This window comes from Paenibacillus thailandensis (genome assembly GCF_042685365.1).
Lineage (GTDB): Bacteria > Bacillota > Bacilli > Paenibacillales > Paenibacillaceae > Paenibacillus_AP > Paenibacillus_AP thailandensis.
This window is the reverse complement of sequence record NZ_JBHUMY010000023.1, coordinates 63,695-78,385: the sequence shown is the minus strand read 5'-3', so window position 1 is coordinate 78,385 and position 14,691 is coordinate 63,695. Positions and strand designations below refer to the sequence as shown.

The window sequence follows — 14,691 nt, the reverse complement described above, 5'->3', positions numbered from 1 at the left end:
CTTTTAAGAATATTGAATCGTGTCTTTCGTAGCGGTCAGCTTGCGGATGATCCAGGTCGCGACAAGACAAATGACGAGCAGGAAAAATCCGATCGCGCTCGCATAACCGAAATCGTACGACTTGAACGCCTCGCGATACATGTAAGAAGCCATCACTTCGCTTGCGCCGTTAGGCCCGCCGCCCGTCATGACGAAGATCAAGTCGAAATATTTCAGCGAACCGACAACGGCAAGGACGATCGTCACTTTGATCACTTCCATCGCCAGCGGAAGCTTGATTTTGTACGCGATTTGCAAAGCGTTCGCGCCGTCGATCTTCGCCGCTTCCTCCAGCGAGGACGGGATATTCTTGAGCGCTGCGTAATAAATCAGAATATAAAAGCCCGCATACTGCCACAAAATCGGGATGAACAAGGCATAGAGCACAATCGAAGGCTCGGCCAGCCATGCAGGCGGATTTGCAATGCCAATGGATTCGAGAACACTGTTCAGAACCCCGTTCGTCGGATGGAAAATTTTCAGCCAAAGCTGCGCGATCGCCACGGACGACAGCAGCATCGGAATCAAATAAATTTTGCGGAACAGGTTTGCGCCTTTCAGCTTCGCCGACAACAGCATGGCGACAATAAGATATACAATAAGGCTTAAAGCCGAAAATACCGCTAGCAGGAGCGAGTGGCCCGCGCTTTCCCAGAACATGGAATCTTGAATCAACGTTGCATAATTGTCGAAGCCGATAAACTTCATCGATCCGATGCCGTTCCATTCGTTCAAGCCGTAATAGCCGGTCAGAACGATCGGAATATAAACGATAGCCAATATAAGCAGAAGAGAAGGCAATACGTATAACGCGATTATTTTTTTGTTCGACATTACTTTATCCAAATTAACCCGGCTCCTTTCTCGTAAACGGGGACATGTAGCTTATCCGGCCGCCAGCGGCCGGATAAGCGCTCCCCTGCTCCCTCTCGGAAGCCGTCAGTTTCCTTTGGAAATGGCATCGTCATGCTGCTTCGCGAACTCTTCCGGCGTAATCGCCTTGCCGAACAGCGATTGGATCGCGTTCAGGTGCGTTTCCGCGGCGCTTGCTTTCATTTGCACGTCCGCGAACAGCGTGATGCTGCTTGCCTTGTTCATTTCGTTGAACAGATCCACGTAAAGCTGCGGCAGCGTAAGGGTCGACGTATCCACCTTCGTCGCCGGGATGACGCCTGCGCCCGTAACGGCTTGCTCGCCCCATTTTTGCACGAAATATTCGACGAACGCTTTCGCCTGATCTTTGACGGCGGAGTTTTCCGATACGAACAATCCGACGCCCGGTCCGCCTACCCAGCTGTCGATGTTGCCCTTGCCGCCTTCGACCGTCGGGAACTTGAAGAAGCCTACGCTGTCGCGGAATTCCTGCGGGATGTCCTCGTTGGTCGTAAAGTTCGGCAGATCCCAAGTGCCCATCAAGTACATCGCGGCGTTGCCGTTCAGAAACTCGGATTTGGCCTCCTCGTTGGACAAGCCGTTAAAGCCTTTCACGAATGCGTTGCTGTCGACAAGCGCTTGAACTTCGGCCGACGCTTTCACAAGATTCTCGTCCGTGAAGGAAGCTTGGCCGCTAATCGCGTTCGCCAGCGTTTCCTGACCGGCGAAGCGGTCGGCAAGGTACATGTACCAGAGCGATCCGGTCCAGCGGTCCTTGTTGCCGAGCGCGATCGGCGCGATACCGTTTTCAGAGAGCGTTTTCGAAACCGCTATAAATTCGTCGTACGTTTGCGGAACTTCCAGATTGTATTTCTCGAAAATCGCTTTGTTGTAGTAAATCGGCGCGATGTTGAATTCGAGCGGCAGGCCGTAAGTCTTGCCGTCGATGGCGTACGCTTCCGTCGTGCCGTTGACGAATTTGTCCTTCAGCTCGCCGCCCAGCAGATCGTCCAGCGGCGCGAACAAGTTGCCTTCCACGTACGGCTGGAGGAAGCCCGCCGCCCACGTTACGCCTACGTCCGGCAGCTGATTGGAAGCCGAAAGCACTTTCAATTTGTTTTTGTATTGCTCGTTGTCGAGAACTTCTTGTTTGATCGTAACGTTCGGGTTCTCTTTCTCGTATTCGGTAATGATTTGGTTCACGATTTTGTTCTGGCCGGCCGACACGCCTTCCGGCCACAGGTGCATGAAATTGATCGTCACCTTTTCGGAACCGCTTTCAGTTTGGCCATTCGAAGAAGATTCGCCGCTTGCGCCGTTGCCCGCGTTGCCGCCGGCGTTATTGCCGCATCCCGCAGCTACGATGACAAAGCATAAAGACAGCAGGATAATCGCCCAACTTTTCTTGAACACGTTTACAACCCCTTTTCTACAGATGATGGCTTGCATCTCTACAAACCCATTCTAGCAATGCAAGGGCTGCACGATAAGGCCATGGCAATTAGGAATAATACTACTTTTATTGGATGGTCTCTCCGGCTTCCGTAACCGATTTCCGGTATTGGCCGGGACTTACGCCCTCCAGCTGGCGGAATACCTTTACGAAATATTTGGCCGTCTGGTAGCCGGTACGCTCGGATATTTCGTTGATCGTAAGCCGCGTCCCGGCAAGCAGCTCCTTGGCCCTCTGCACTCTGCGGCGCGTCAGGAACTCGCTGAACGTCATTCCGGTCTGCTCCTTGAACAAAACGCTGAAATAGCTGGCGTTCATATGCAGATGATCCGCGATGTCCTTCAGCGTAACGGACTGGTCGAGACGCTCGTTCAAATAGCGCACCGCCTCCTGCACCTGCGGGCCGTAGGCGCGCTCCTCCTGCGCGGCGTCCAGCAGCTTCGGATCGACGAGCTTCTCCATCCGCTCGATCCGGTGAATGTTCTCCTCCCGCTTGAGCGCCGTCTCCACCGCGGCCACCAGCTTCTTCTTGTCGATCGGCTTCAGCAAATATTCGACGACGCCGAACTGCAGCGCCTTCTGCGCATAATCGAATTCGGGATGTCCCGAAATGATGATGACCACGGGAGGATGAGCCAGCTCGCCAAGCCGCTCCACCAGGTCCAGTCCTCCGATCTGCGGCATCCGGATGTCGGTAATAAGCAGATTGGCGTCGTTGTGCGCCAGCCATTCCAGCGCCTCTACGCCGCTTGCGGCCGTCTCGATGCGGTGGCGCCCGCAGGACCAACCCTCCAGCACCTTTCGAACGCCTTCCCGCGTTCTCGGCTCGTCGTCAACGATCAGTATCGTTTTCATGATTCCACTTCCCCTTTATGAGCATTCGGAATTTCAAAAGAAACTGTCGTCCCTTGCCCTTCCGAGCTGTGCACGGTCAGTCCTTCTCCGCCCGGCACGTAAAGCATAAGCCGCTTCTGCACATTGGCCAGCCCTACTCCGTTGCCGCCCTCGGAACGGCTGTTTAACCCTTTCTCCAACGAACAACGGAGCGCAAGCAGCTTCTCGTCGTCCATGCCCGGACCGTTGTCCGTTACCTCGATGCGGGTATAGCCCGGCCGGTCGGAGGGCGTCGCCCGCAAAAGAACCGTTCCCCGTCCGAGCCGCTGCTCCACGCCGTGGAGAATGGCGTTCTCGACAAGCGGCTGGACAAGCAGCTTCGGAACGGGCGCGCCCCGGCACTCCTCGTCCGCTTCGATGCTCCAGGACAGGCGGTCCACCATCCGCATGTCCATAATTTTCAAATACCGCTCGGCATGGTCGAGCTCGTCGCCGACCGTTACCCATTCGTCCCCGTCCGTCTTGGCAATGACGTATCGGAACAGTCCGGACATGGCGACAACGATCTCGGCGAGCTCCTCTTCCCCTTTCTCTTCAAGCGCCCAATAGAACGCTTCCAGCGTGTTGAACAGGAAATGAGGATTGATTTGCGCCTGCAGCGCCTTCAGCTCCGTCCGGCTTTGCACGATTTCCTTCTGATACACGACCTCAATCAATTCATTCAGCGAATCGACCATTTGGTTATACGTATTGTTGAGCTCGTTAATTTCCATGGCGGAGGACGGCACGGATATCGGCTTCAGCGTCCCGAGCTTGGCGCCACGCATCACCTTGATTAAATTCAGTATCGGGCGCGTAATCATCGTGGACAAAATAAACGTCATGACAAGGAACAACCCTCCGCCGATAATGACCGACACGACGACGACGGTCCGGAGCACGGAGATGCCTTCGGCGGCGTAATTGACCGGCGTTAAAATGATAATTCGCCAGCCGGTCGCTTCGGATCGTTTTTGAATCGGCATATACGTGCTTCCGTTCAATTCGATCGTCTTCGCTCCCGAGTGCAGCATGCCTTCCACATCCGCACCTTCCGGAAAATCGGACGTCACAAGCTTGCCCGCCCCGTCGAACAGCCCCATCATTTCGCCCGATCCGTTGTCAGCGCTTTCACCTTCGACGGAAAACTCGAAGTAGTTTTTTTCCACCTGAACCATCAAATATCCGGCGTAAGAAAACGAATGGTCGATCAGCCGGACGTTCCGTATCGCAATGACGACGTCGGGGTTGCGAGGGTCAAGCCCCAGCCACACGAGCCGTCCCATGCCCGCGTCCGCCTCATTGATCCACTCCTGCGGAACGCGGCTGTTCAAGCTGACGTCGGTCAGCGGAAACAGCATCCGGTAATCGGTCGTATATAATTCCAGCGACCGGATACCGGTCGTATACGCTTCGTGCTTGCGTATCTCCTGCAGCATCGACTGCCGTTCCGCGAAGGTCGTCTTCTCTCCCTCCGCCTCCTGCGCCATCAGCCGCTGGATCGTCGCGCTCGTCGCTACCTGCGCCGTAAACGTATCGACCTGACGCAGCAGCACATCCAGCTTGCCAGCCGCCTGAACGGCCGTCTGCTGAATATGCTTTTCCGCATTGTTGCGCAGCAGCACCGACACCTGGCCGTAAGTAAAAAAACCGACGCAGCCGAGCACGATGAGCATCACCAGCATAAACCCGAGAAAAATTTGATTCCGCAGCGTATTCATCTGCTTTAGCCTATACATGACCGAACCGCCCCCCAATACAAATCCCCAAAAGCGAAGCAAAGCTCCGCAGCGAATTCCGTTCGCGTCAAACGTTAGTTGGACCGGCGTCCGATCCAACCTATGAACGAAATGTATGCGCCTATTTTCCTAGACATCCAAAAAGCCTGTAGCCATCATACACAATCGGAGCGAAAAAAAGAAAGAGGGGGAAAACTGCTAACCGTTCCAATGCGTTCAAATTCCGCTGCGGTACTGCTCCGGCGTGGCCTGTGCCGTTTTGACGAAAGCGCGGTAAAATTGGCTTGGCGCCGCAAAGCCCAAACGGTAGCTGATTTCCGTTACCGAGCTGTCCGTCTCCCGCAGCAGCCGCTTCGCTTCCTCGATTCGAAGATGCAGCACATATTGATAGGGCGTTAACCCGACCGCCGCCTTGAACGAGCGGATAAAATGGAACCGGCTTTGCAGCGCGATCGCCGCCAGCTCGTCGATTTGGATCGTCTCGGCATAATGCTCGCGGATATATTCGGCCGCTCTGGCCAGATGCGGGTCCAAGAGCTTGCCCGATCGCTTCGGGCCGGCCTGCGGCAGCGGAGCTTGATCCCCCCGAAGCAGCGAGCGCAAATCCTCCAGGATGCTTTGCTCGGCTTCTTGCGCCGCGAGCAGCTCGCCCGTTTCAAGAAACGCCGAGCCCATCCATCTGCGGTAGAGCGATTTCGCTTCCTGCGGGTTTATTTCTTTGCGCACAACGGCTTCGTCCTTAAGCGCCGAACCCCCGGCATGCAAGCCCTCGCCTTCGGCGATGACGATGATCACCGCGGCATCGTCCCCGATATGGAAGCAATGCCGGTCGCTTGGATGCAAAAGCAGCATATCGCCCGCTCCCAGCCTCATTTGCTTATGTTCATGCGTAAAATAACAAGTGCCCTTCGTCGGAATCGTCACTTGATAATGCCCATCATGCGAATGCACCGCGTTCTCGTATTGATCGGCAATATGATAAGCCTCCACCCGGGGAAGGATCATTTGAAGCTGCATTTCCCGCACCGCCTTCGTAGATATTGCGATTCGTGCTCGATTGGCAGCACTTTTCGCAAAGACGGCCATAGCCGCCTTATAGTAGCATAGGTACAACTTTTTCCCGGAAAGGATGTTGAACCATGCGTCATCAAGCGGTTTCCGCCGCTGCCGCCGGCCCTGCCTTCGGCATATTGTTCGGAGCAAGCGCCGTTCATTTGCTGAACGACGCGATGCAATCCGTCGTACCCGCCGTATTTCCCGTTTTTCAGCAAAACCTGAATTTAAGCTTCGCACAGATCGGCTGGATTGCTTTTACGCTTAATCTTACCGCTTCCGTGCTGCAGCCGCTAATTGGATCTTACACCGACCGCCGTCCGCTGCCAAGCCTGCTGCCGCTCGGCATGCTGTTCTCCCTGCTCGGCATGGCGGGCTTCGCCTTTGCGCCGTCGTTTGCCTATTTGCTGCTTTCGGCGGCTCTTGTCGGAGTCGGCTCCTCCGTGCTGCATCCGGAGTCCTCGCGCGTCGCGCATTTGGCGGCGGGCAAAGGCAAAGGCTTCGCGCAGTCGGTCTTTCAGGTCGGGGGCAATGCCGGCCAAGCGCTCGCTCCGCTCCTTGTCGCGTATTTTCTTAGTCCCCAAGGCCAATACGGCTTTCTGTGGTTTATCCCGCTGGCTGCCGTCGGCATTGCCCTGCAGCTGCGGATCGGCCGATGGTACCGCGAACGGCTTAGCTTAGCCTCGGCGCAAAAAGCGAAAATCGCGGCCGCCGCGGCAACCGTCTTCAGCAAGCGGTTTATCGCGTACGCGATGTCCATATTGATTTTGATGCTGTTTTCCAAATTTGTTTATTTGGCTAGCATGAGCGGCTACTACTCTTTTTATTTCATGGACAAATACGGATTGCCGCTGAAAAACGCCCAAATGTGCTTGTTCGCTCTTCAATTCGCCGGCATGGTCGGCACATTTTTGGGAGGACCGCTCGCGGACCGGTTCGGCCGCCAAAAGATTATCTGGTTTTCGATTCTCGGCACGGCGCCTTTTTCGATCCTGCTGCCGTATGCCGGCCCTACGGGCGCCGTCTTGCTGTGCCTTGCAATCGGGCTTATTCTGATGTCGGGCTTTTCGGTGATTCTCGTTTACGCCCAGGAGCTGCTGCCCGGGCATGTCGGCATGGTATCTGGATTGTTTTTCGGCATATCGTTCGGACTGGGCGGACTCGGCTCCGTCGTCATGGGGGACATGATCGACTCGCTTGGCGTGGAACGGGTTATTCAGGCGTGCTCCTATTTGCCGCTGCTCGGGCTGTTCGCCTTGTTCCTGCCCAATGACTCGACCATTATGCGGTCCCATTCGGTATCGGGGTAAAAAAAGGATCTCAATCACCCGAAAAAGCGCGGCGGACAACGGCATCCATCCTTCCCCTTGCCGCAATCCGCTCCCTTGCCTAGGCCGGTCCGAAACTTTGCTGCATACAATGATTCGGGAGGTGATCGTTCATGCCTAAGCCGGTATGGCATTCCAAGGCGCTCACGTTAATCGGCAAGCCCGTCGGCATGTCCATGGCCGACGGAACGGGCGTATCGGGCATATTATGCAACGTTGAAAAGGAGCAAGTCGTCATCATGCAATATTTATACCACAGCCAATTCGCTTCCAAGCGTTACCCTTTCCAATCGGTACGGGACATTTACCCTTTCCCCGGCTGTACCCCTCCGGCCTCGCAGGCAAGATGAACTACCGTACGGCGGGAAGGAATACAGCGTGCAAAAAGCCGGATCTCCTCCAACCGAGGAAATCCGGCTTTACGTTTAACCCAAGCGTCGAACGACTGCTGATCAACCGTCATGGTAAAGCGTTTGCATCCAAGCCGGGTCCGATGCCTTCTGCAAGCGATGTACGCTCTTCCGTTATCGGCGCGTCAAGATGACCGGTCCCTGCTCGGTAATCGCAATGGTATGCTCGAACTGGGCCGCCCGGCTGCGGTCGTTCGTGCGGGCCGTCCAGCCGTCCCGCTCGATATGCGCCTCCGGCCGCCCTTCCGAAACGATCGGTTCGATCGTAATGACCATACCCGGCTCGAGCCGCTCCCCGAACCCGGGCAGGCCCGTATGAAGCACTTGCGGCGGCTCGTGTATATACCGGCCGATGCCATGCCCGGTAAAGCTGTCGACCACGCTGCAGCCGGAGCGTTCGACATAGTTTTGGATCGCCCAGCCGACGTCCCCGAGCCGCTTGCCCGGAAACGCTTCCGAAATCCCCCGGTTAAGCGCCGTCCGCGCAACCCGAAGCAGCCGCTCGGAATGCCGGTCCAATTTTCCGATCCCATAAGTCCAGGCCGAGTCGGCTTTCCAGCCGTCCACGTCCGCAACCATGTCGATCGTCACGATATCGCCTTCGACAAGCGGCACCGAATCCGGAAAGCCGTGGCACACGACATCGTTGACCGACGCGCATATCGCGTACGGATAACCTTTGTAGCCCTTTTGCGCCGGGTAAGCGCCCGCCTCCCGCAAGAATCGCTCCACGAACCGGTCGATTTCCAGCGTCGTAACGCCGGGCGCGATTCGCCCGGCGATCGCCTTATGGCAATCGGCCACGATCGTTCCGGCTTTCCGAATGACCTTAATATTTTCTGCCGTTTTTAATTGGATGATCATAGCGGTTATCCATCTCCTCTCCCTTCCACCCTATTCGGAAACGGAGAGCTTCATTACCGTACGGCATGAAAAAAAAGGCCTTGCGCCTGCCTGCACAGGCTCGCAAGACCTCTTATCTTCGACATGTTAACTGACGGAGGAGTTGATTCTATCCATTTCGTTGTCGACCAGCATCGTCAACTCATCTTCGTACCCGCCGGTAATCCGATATTTGCGGATGTAGTCCCGCACGAACTTGCGCGAGTCCTTCGGCCGATAGATTCTCGTGAGTTCCTTCAGGCTTTCCTTGACTTCATTCTGGCTATGCTTTGCCATGAAATCTCCTCCCTATACGTTGAATGGTCGTACCAAACAGTGTACGAGAAAACGCGGGCTATGCCGCATGAACCCCCTTCGGTGCAGACAACTCCATGGCCGTCATATGTCTTAATTTTTCTACTTTTCTAACTATTATACCACTGTGAAAGGACAAATGAAATGGCTGCGGCGGAATGGAACATTAATTCCCCCGCCCTTTGCGGTCCGGCTGCTTCTCCGTGACCGTATGTGTATCCTCGCTTGCAGGAGCGGCGCGGTGAATGGGAGGCGGAGTTTCGGCGTCCGGCCCGTCTTTATGCTTGGCGAACATGCGCAAATAGGCGTAAACGCCATAAAGAGCGACCATAATGCCAAAAAGCAGGACAACGACAGTTACCCAATTTGCTTCCATAATCCGCCTCCTTTCTATAGTCCTTATATCGGATTAATACGCAACGTTTATAATAAATGTTTCACCTTCGCTCGTTACAATCTGTTTACAGGACGGAGGCAAATATTTTCCAATTATTACGATTATAGCAAGAGAGGGGCCCCAGTTCAACCAAGCCTGCGGGCCGAAGCCCTTCTCCCGGCTCTAGGCTCCCGGTCCGGCCGTTCATCCTACATCATCGCCCGGATTGCGGGTCCGGGCCGGCATCCGTCCGGGCTTTTTTCGCCTCCTCTTCGATCAGCTTCCGCTTCAGCACCTTCCCGATCAGCGACTTCGGAAGCGTTTCCCGGAATTCGTACAAATGCGGCACTTTAAAAGCCGCAAGCCGCTCCCTGCACCACTTGTCGAGCTGGATGCGGGATACTTGCCACCCGTCCTTCAGCACGATGTACGCCTTGACCGTCTCGCCGCGGTAGTCGTCCTTCACGCCGATGACCGCAGCCTCCCGCACGCCCGGATGCTCGTAGAGCACTTCCTCCACCTCGCGCGGATAGATGTTGAAGCCGCCCGCAATAATGACGTCCTTAATCCGGTCCACGATGGCAAAATAACCTTCTTCGTCCATCCGGGCCAAATCGCCCGTCTTCAGCCAGCCGTCCTTGAGCGCGTCCGCCGTCTCGGCGGGACGGTTCCAATATCCCTTCATCACCTGCGGGCCGCGCACGAGAAGCTCGCCGATCTCGCCGGGCGGAAGCTCCTCCCCGGTCGCGCTGTCGACGATTTTCGCCTCGGTGTCGGGAAGCGGAATGCCGATCGTCCCGTTTTTCCGTTTGCTCCATATCGGGTTGCAGTGGGTGACGGGCGAAGCTTCGGTCAAGCCGTAGCCTTCGATAAGCCGCCCGCCCGTCAGCTGCTCGAACCTTTCCTGCACCTCGAGCGGCAGCGACGCCGAGCCGCTGATGCAGACATTGATCGACGTCATGTCGGTCGAAGAAGCACCGGCGTGATGAATGAGCGCAATGTACATCGTAGGCGCTCCCGGAAATATGCTGGGCCTAAGCCTCCGGATCGTGTCCAGAACGGCCTCCGTTTCGAATCTCGGAAGCAAAATAAGCGTGCCCGCCTTCAGCACCGCCATATTCATGAGCACGGTCAGGCCAAACACGTGGAACAGCGGCAGCGCCGCGAGGAAACGCTCCCGGCCTTGCTCCGCCTTATAACACCACGCCGCCGTCTGCATCGTATTGGCCACGAGGTTGCGGTGCGTCAGCATAACGCCTTTCGGCTTCCCGGTCGTCCCTCCGGTATATTGCAGCAGCGCCAAGTCGTCGGCGCCGACAGCCGTCTCCGGGGGCTCCGCGTTTTGGCCCGCAAGCAGCCGGGCATAGGCGATGACGCCGCTGCGCCCGTACGGAATGCCGCCGCGGAAGCCTTCCTTGCGCTGCTTGATCGGATAAAGCAAATTTTTCGGAAAAGGAAGTCCGTCTTTAATCGACGTGACGACGGCGATTTTGAGCTTGGGGACCGGGCCTTGCTCCGGCGGGTTTCCCCGAACCGCCGCAAGACGGGCATAAAATTGATCGAGGGTAATGATTGCGACCGCGCCGCTGTCCGAGAGCTGGTATTCCAGCTCCCGTTCCACATACAGCGGATTCGTCTGGACGACGACCGCTCCGAGCATCAGGACGGCGAAATACGAAACGACGGCTTGCGGACAATTGGGGAGCATGATGGCGACGCGGTCACCCTTGGCGACGCCGAGCGAGCGGAGAGCGTTCGAGAGGCGCGCCGCCTGGGCATGCAGCTCGCGGTAGCTGACGGAGCGGCCGAAAAAATGGATCGCCTCGTTCCGAGGGAACTGCGCGGCCGCTTTGGTTAGGATTGAGGGCAAGCTTTCGTTCGGATAATCGATTGAAGCCGGAATCTCCTGGGGATAACTGGCTAGCCACGGACGGCCGGCATACACGGACCCGCCGGCCGCTCCCCCCGGTTGTTCAGGATGATTCAACTCCATATGGTCAGCCCCTCTCTACACGATGTAACGTTCCGCTTGGATGACGCGGGCGGCGACGGCCCGCTTTTTCGTTATCGTGTCTGCGTAAGGCGCGCGCAGCAGCTTCTTCAGTACGGACAGCTGCATCTGCAGCCCGTCTCCTTGTTCCAGCGCGGCGGCGGCGGTTTTCGCAAGCGACTCGATCCGCTCCATTCCTTCCTGAAGGAACACCTCGGTCATCGCGGCAGCCAGGCTTGCGGCCGCCCCGCCAAGCTTCCTTGTCCGCAGCAGCGCGCTTTCCATTGCGTAGATCAGAATCATCGTGTCCGCAAGAAGGCCGACGATTTCCTGTTCCTCCTCGAGACGGGCGCCCAGCTTCTGCACCGCGAGCCCGCCGATGGCGAGAAATACTTTTTTCGCTTGGGCAAGGCGGTAGCTTTCGAGCTCAAGCGGCGCCTCGAACGCCGGCAGCGGCATAGGCTGCAGCAGCTCGGCCTGCAAAGCCCCGGCTTTGTCCAGCAGCGGAAGCTCGCCTTTAAACGCTTTTTTGAGCAGCGTGCCCGGAATGATCAGACGGTTGATTTCATTCGTCCCTTCAAAAATCCGGTTGATCCGCGCGTCCCGGTAAATGCGCTCCACCTTGTATTCGCGGATGTAGCCGGCGCCGCCGTGAATTTGCACCCCTTCGTCCGCCACGAAATCAAGCGTCTCGGAAGCGAACACCTTCACGATCGAGCACTCGAGCGCGTATTCGCCGATGGCGCTGGCCGCTTTTTCGCCCGAATCCGGCGCTTCCTCGCCGATTTTCTCCTCCGCCAGCAGCGAGTCGATCAAGCCCGCCGTCCGGTAGACCATGCTTTCGAGCACATAGGTACGGATGTTCATGTCCGCCAGCTTCGCGCCGATCAGCGGGAACGAAGAAATTTTGCGCCCGAACTGCTCTCTTGTATTCGCGAACTTAGCGGCTAAGGCGATCGTTTCTTTCGCCGCGCCGAGACACCCCGCCCCCAGCTTGAAGCGGCCGATATTCAGAATGTTGAACGCGATGCGGTGGCCTTTGCCGATTTCCCCGAGCACGTTGCAGACCGGCACCGGAGCGTCCTCGAAATAAAGCGGGCAAGTGGACGAGCCTTTAATGCCCATCTTCTTCTCCTCCGGGCCGACGGTGAAGCCGGGGGTTCCTTTCTCGACGATAAAGGCGGTGAATTTGTCGCCGTCGACCTTCGCGTACACGATAAACAGGTCGGCGAAGCCGGCGTTCGTAATGTACAGCTTGGAGCCGTTCAGCACATAGTGCTCACCGTCGTCCGAAAGCCTCGCCGTCGTCCGCGCGCTCAGCGCGTCGGAGCCCGACGCGGGCTCCGTCAAGCAATAGGCGGCGAGCCGGCGGCCGGCCGCAAGATCGGGCAAATGCCGCTTCTTCTGCTCCGGCGAGCCGAAGAACACGATCGGCAGCGTGCCGATGCCCGTATGCGCGCCGACCGACAACGCAAACGACGAGGCGCGGGACAACGTCTCGGACAACAGCGTCGTCGTCGTTTTCTCGAGCCCCAGTCCGCCGTACGCTTCGGGCACGTCGCCCCCGAGCAGGCCGAGCTCGCCCGCTTTTTGCAGCAGCCGGACCGTCAGGCCGTAATCGAGGCTTTCGATCTGCTCATCGTGCGGCAATATTTCCCCTTCCAAAAAATCCTCCGCCGCCTGGGCGATCATGCGCTGCTCTTCCGTAAAATCCTCCGGGACAAACACCGTTTCCGGAGCGCTGTCCTCCACGACGAACCAGCCTCCGAACCGTACTCTATTCCCCATCGTTATGGCCTCCCTTCCGTTCAGTCGCCGTACACTTCAAACACGCCGGCAGCTCCCATGCCTCCGCCTACGCACATCGTGACGACGCCGATTCCTCCGCCTCTCCGCTTCAGCTCGTGAATAAGCGTCACGGACAGCTTCGCCCCGGTGCAGCCAAGCGGATGCCCAAGGGCGATCGCGCCCCCGTTGACGTTCACTTTGTCCGCATCGAGCCCAAGCTCGTCGATAATCGGCACGCATTGGGCGGCGAAAGCTTCGTTCAGCTCGAACAAGTCGACGTCGGCGAGTGTCAGCCCCGCCTGCTTAAGCGCCCTCGGAATCGCCTTGATCGGGCCGATGCCCATCACCTCCGGCTCTACGCCGGCAAGGGCAAAGCCGCGAAAAGCCGCCATCGGGCGCAGCCCAAGCTCGCTTGCGAGCTTCCGGCTCGTTACCGCCACCGCGGCCGCCCCGTCGCTCATCTGCGAGGAATTGCCCGCCGTGACCGTCCCTTCACGAGCGAACGAAGGCTTAAGCGGAGCGAGCGTCTGCACAGTCGTTTCCGGGCGCACGCCTTCGTCCATCGCAAACTCGAAGCTGTTCCGCCACGGCCGCCCGGCGTCGTCCGTCCCGGACCGCGATACTTGAACGGGCACGATCTCCTCCGCAAAGCGGCCGGCAGCGATAGCGGCCGCCGCCTTGCGGTGGCTTTCCGCCGCAAAGGCGTCCTGCATTTCGCGGGTTACCCCGTAACGCCGGGCCACCTCCTCCGCCGTATGTCCCACGCCCATGTAAATTTCGGGCATCGCATCCACGATTGCCGGATGCGGCGAAAGCCGGAAGCCGCTCATCGGCACATGGCTCATGCTTTCGACGCCGCCGGCGATGACGGCATCGGCGCCGCCGAGCCGGATGCGGTCGGCCGCATAGGCGATCGCCTGCAGCCCGGATGCGCAAAAGCGGTTGACGGTGACGGCCGGAACCGTCACCGGCAGGCCGGCGTAAAGCGAGATGATCCGCGCTACGTTAAGTCCTTGCTCGCCTTCCGGCATGGCGCAGCCGAGGATAACATCGTCGATTTGCTCGGGGCGAAGCCCCGGGGCGCGGTCCAATGCGGCCCGCAGCGCAGCCCGGCCCATATCCTCGGCGCGCGTCTCCGCGAAACTTCCTTTCTTCGCCTTGCCGACCGCGGTCCGTGCGGCCGAAACGATAACCGCGTCGCGGTCGTTGCGGCCGAATCGTGAATCGCTCATAGTCCGCCCTCCTTCTCGCGTCGTATTTATATCGCTTTCAATCGCTTTTAAGTGCAAAGCGTCTAACCGTGCTGCGTCACGCATGGCGGGGCAGCGCGCAAGCGGCAAGCGGCAGCCGCTGGCCTTTGCATAACTCGTCGTTCTAGCCTATCAACCGCAGCATCAGGGACGTATAACTGGTGTACCGGCATATCCGCCTCGCCGTTGGCAGCGCATGACTGTAAAAATACAGTTAAAAATCCACTTTAATCGCCGAGCTGCGACTTTACCGGCGAAAATGCAGTAAAATTTTTCTCTATCGGTCCGACCCGCTCCATTTAGCTCAACGTAACTGTATATT

The 14,691-nt window shown here is 57.7% G+C and carries 13 protein-coding genes; 2 read left to right on the top strand and 11 right to left on the bottom strand.

The features are described 5' to 3' along the window. Positions 1–3: 3 nt before the first annotated feature. The 5 genes from ACFSW5_RS17955 to ACFSW5_RS17935 all read right to left on the bottom strand — a co-directional run bounded on the left by ACFSW5_RS17955 (position 4) and on the right by ACFSW5_RS17935 (position 5,994). Positions 4–885 carry a carbohydrate ABC transporter permease gene (locus tag ACFSW5_RS17955; RefSeq protein ID WP_379275971.1) on the bottom strand — a complete coding sequence of 294 codons (882 nt, stop codon included), beginning with the start codon at positions 883–885 and terminating at the stop codon, positions 4–6. Between the two features lie 93 nt (positions 886–978). Further along, positions 979–2,325 (bottom strand): extracellular solute-binding protein, encoded by a 1,347-nt coding sequence (locus tag ACFSW5_RS17950; protein WP_379275968.1) that lies wholly within the window; start codon positions 2,323–2,325, stop codon positions 979–981. Positions 2,326–2,431: 106 nt separating this feature from the next. Next, complete coding sequence (locus ACFSW5_RS17945) at positions 2,432–3,220, bottom strand: response regulator transcription factor (RefSeq protein WP_379275965.1); 789 nt, start codon at positions 3,218–3,220, stop codon at positions 2,432–2,434. Then, positions 3,217–4,977: a sensor histidine kinase gene (locus ACFSW5_RS17940; protein ID WP_379275962.1), complete on the bottom strand. Its 1,761-nt coding sequence runs from the start codon at positions 4,975–4,977 to the stop codon at positions 3,217–3,219. The genes ACFSW5_RS17945 and ACFSW5_RS17940 overlap by 4 nt, the downstream gene beginning before the upstream one ends. Before the next feature lie 216 nt (positions 4,978–5,193). Further along, the gene (locus ACFSW5_RS17935; RefSeq protein WP_379275959.1) at positions 5,194–5,994 is read right to left on the bottom strand and encodes a helix-turn-helix domain-containing protein; all 801 of its coding nucleotides are present in this window, start codon (positions 5,992–5,994) and stop codon (positions 5,194–5,196) included. A gap of 122 nt (positions 5,995–6,116) precedes the next feature. Between ACFSW5_RS17935 and ACFSW5_RS17930 the strand changes: the two genes are divergently transcribed. Both ACFSW5_RS17930 and ACFSW5_RS17925 read left to right on the top strand, forming a co-directional pair. Beyond that, the gene (locus tag ACFSW5_RS17930; protein WP_379275957.1) at positions 6,117–7,340 is read left to right on the top strand and encodes an MFS transporter; all 1,224 of its coding nucleotides are present in this window, start codon (positions 6,117–6,119) and stop codon (positions 7,338–7,340) included. A 131-nt stretch (positions 7,341–7,471) separates the two neighbouring features. Next, positions 7,472–7,708 (top strand): hypothetical protein, encoded by a 237-nt coding sequence (locus tag ACFSW5_RS17925; protein WP_379275955.1) that lies wholly within the window; start codon positions 7,472–7,474, stop codon positions 7,706–7,708. 174 nt (positions 7,709–7,882) lie between these two features. Here ACFSW5_RS17925 and map read toward each other — a convergent pair whose 3' ends face one another. The 6 genes from map to ACFSW5_RS17895 form a co-directional block, all read right to left on the bottom strand. Then, complete coding sequence (gene map / locus ACFSW5_RS17920; protein WP_379276188.1) at positions 7,883–8,629, bottom strand: type I methionyl aminopeptidase; 747 nt, start codon at positions 8,627–8,629, stop codon at positions 7,883–7,885. 129 nt (positions 8,630–8,758) lie between these two features. Next, a complete protein-coding gene (locus ACFSW5_RS17915) occupies positions 8,759–8,947 on the bottom strand; it encodes a hypothetical protein (RefSeq protein ID WP_379275953.1) in 189 nt (62 codons plus the stop codon). 184 nt (positions 8,948–9,131) lie between these two features. After that, complete coding sequence (locus ACFSW5_RS17910; RefSeq protein WP_379275951.1) at positions 9,132–9,341, bottom strand: hypothetical protein; 210 nt, start codon at positions 9,339–9,341, stop codon at positions 9,132–9,134. Between the two features lie 214 nt (positions 9,342–9,555). Further along, positions 9,556–11,334 carry a long-chain-fatty-acid--CoA ligase gene (locus tag ACFSW5_RS17905; protein ID WP_379275949.1) on the bottom strand — a complete coding sequence of 593 codons (1,779 nt, stop codon included), beginning with the start codon at positions 11,332–11,334 and terminating at the stop codon, positions 9,556–9,558. A 15-nt stretch (positions 11,335–11,349) separates the two neighbouring features. Beyond that, on the bottom strand, positions 11,350–13,119 hold the full coding sequence (locus tag ACFSW5_RS17900; RefSeq protein WP_379275947.1) for an acyl-CoA dehydrogenase family protein: 1,770 nt from the start codon (positions 13,117–13,119) through the stop codon (positions 11,350–11,352). Between the two features lie 20 nt (positions 13,120–13,139). Further along, positions 13,140–14,351, bottom strand: coding sequence for an acetyl-CoA C-acyltransferase (locus ACFSW5_RS17895; protein ID WP_379275945.1), 1,212 nt, complete (start codon positions 14,349–14,351; stop codon positions 13,140–13,142). Between the last annotated feature and the right edge of the window lie 340 nt (positions 14,352–14,691).